At 56.0% G+C, this 2,080-nt stretch carries 3 protein-coding genes; all 3 read left to right on the top strand.

Going from position 1 to position 2,080, the window contains the following annotated elements; all coding sequences use genetic code 11:
- On the top strand, positions 1-351 hold a 351-nt coding region (gene tnpB / locus WLY71_RS30405), incomplete at its 5' end, for an IS66 family insertion sequence element accessory protein TnpB (protein WP_347806530.1).
- Positions 352-369: 18 nt separating this feature from the next.
- Positions 370-1,872, top strand: a complete 1,503-nt coding sequence (gene tnpC, locus WLY71_RS30400) for an IS66 family transposase (protein WP_347806529.1) — start codon at positions 370-372, stop codon at positions 1,870-1,872.
- Positions 1,869-2,080 (top strand): peptidylprolyl isomerase (locus tag WLY71_RS30395; RefSeq protein WP_347806528.1); only part of this gene is annotated, 212 nt, incomplete at its 3' end. The genes tnpC and WLY71_RS30395, both read left to right, overlap by 4 nt.

Raw genomic sequence — 2,080 nt, 5'->3', positions numbered from 1 at the left:
CCCGACGCCAAAGTCGAAAAAGTGTACCTATACCCCAAGCCCGTGGACTTCCGAAAATCCATCGACGGCCTCGCGGCCCTGGTCGAGCTGGATATCAAGGTAGCGGTATTCGACCCCGTGCTTTTCGTCTTTCTGAATCGCCCCCGTAGTCGGGTGAAAATCCTTTATTGGGAGCGCAACGGCTTCTGCCTTTGGCTCAAGCGCCTAGAGTCTGAACGGTTCAAAACCTCGCCCGACGTCACTGACGAGGCGATCGTGCTAACGGTACAAGAGCTGAACTGGTTGCTCGACGGTTTTGATCTCTGGCGCAATCGTCCTCATCAGGTTTTGACGCCGCGATTCGTTGCTTGATTGGGTATAATCCGGGCCATGATTTCCATGCCCGACAACCTTCCCGATGACCTGGCTGCGCTCAAGCAATTACTTGCTCAGATGCAGTCGAAGGTCGTTCTTCTTGAAGAAGAGAATGCGCTACTTCGTCAGCGCCTGTTCGGGCGCAAGTCAGAGCAAACCGCTGATCCGGCGACGCCACAACTGCTGCTGTTTAATGAAGCCGAAAGTATCGACACGCCAGCGCACGTTGAAGCTGACGGAGAAGTTGTCGCCCCGACCAAGCGCCGTGGCAAACGCAAGCCACTGTCGGCTGACTTGCCACGCATCGAGGTCATCCACGAACTCTCCGAGCACGAACTGACCTGCGCTTGCGGTTGCCGCAAACACGCCATCGGTGAAGAAACCAGCGAACAGCTGGAGATCGTGCCGATGCAGATCCGGGTGATCAAACATATCCGCAAGGTCTACGGCTGCCGAGGCTGTGAAACAGCACCGGTCACCGCCGACAAACCCGCGCAACTGATCGAAAAAAGCATGGCCAGCCCCAGCGTATTGGCGATGCTGCTGACCACCAAGTACGTCGATGGCCTGCCGCTGCACCGTTTCGAAAAAGTCCTCGCTCGTCACGGTGTCGATATTCCGCGTCAAACCTTGGCGCGCTGGGTGATCCAGTGCTGCGAACACTTCCAGCCACTGCTGAATCTGATGCGTGATCGGTTACTGGAGAGTCCGATTGTTCACTGCGATGAAACGCGAGTGCAGGTGCTGAAAGAGCCAGACCGAGACCCGACCAGCCAATCCTGGATGTGGGTACAAGCCAGTGGCCCACCGGAGCGCCCAGTCATCCTGTTTGACTACACCACCAGCCGAGCGCAGGAGGTGCCGTTGCGGCTGCTCGCCGACTATCGCGGCTATCTGATGACCGATGATTACGCCGGCTATAACGCTTTGGGCGCGCAGCCGGGTATCGAGCGTTTGGCCTGCATGGCCCATGTACGGCGCAAGTTTGTCGATGCGCAAAAAGTGCAGCCCAAGGGCAAAGCCGGTCGAGCCGATGTTGCGCTGACGATGATCAACAAGTTGTACGGCATCGAGCGTGGGTTGAAAGAGATGACCGATGAACAGCGTTTTGCCGGTCGCCAGGAACAGAGCTTGCCGGTGCTCAGCCAGTTAAAAAACTGGCTGGAGAAAACTCATCCCCAGGTCACATCACAAAGTGCCTTGGGCAAGGCCGTGGGTTATTTGGCCAGTAACTGGAGCCGGCTGGAGCGTTATATAGAGGCTGGCTTTTTACCAATCGACAACAATGCCGCCGAAAGAGCAATCAAACCGTTTGTGATCGGTCGCAAAGCATGGCTATTCAGCGATACGCCCAAGGGCGCCGCAGCCAGTGCGCAGATTTACAGTCTGGTCGAGACCGCCAAGGCAAACGGCCAGGAGCCCTATACGTGGCTGCGCCATGTACTGGAGCGATTACCGCAGGCTGAGTCGGTTGAAGACGTTGAAGCGCTACTACCCTGGAATTGGAGGGCATCATGAGTATCAATATTGATCATCTGAGTGTCGATGAGTTAGTGACATTGAATCATCACATTATCGAACGGCTGAAGATGCTGGAGTCGTTGGAAGCTCATAAATCGATGATGCAGTTCCATCCAGGAGCACGGGTAAGCTTCGACTCACCCAGTGGTGAGCGCCTGTCCGGTACCGTCATGAAGTTCAACCGCAAGACCGTCACAGTGGTAAC

The sequence above is a fragment of the Pseudomonas rossensis genome, assembly GCF_039888995.1.
Taxonomy (GTDB): domain Bacteria; phylum Pseudomonadota; class Gammaproteobacteria; order Pseudomonadales; family Pseudomonadaceae; genus Aquipseudomonas; species Aquipseudomonas rossensis.
Note: the sequence above shows the minus strand (reverse complement) of the source record. Positions and strands in the feature narration are given on the sequence as shown.

Bases quoted from the DNA above. Each gene is read 5' to 3' on its own strand.
- tnpC (WP_347806529.1), top strand. From the start codon at position 370: ATGATTTCCATGCCCGACAACCTTCCCGATGACCTGGCTGCGCTCAAG.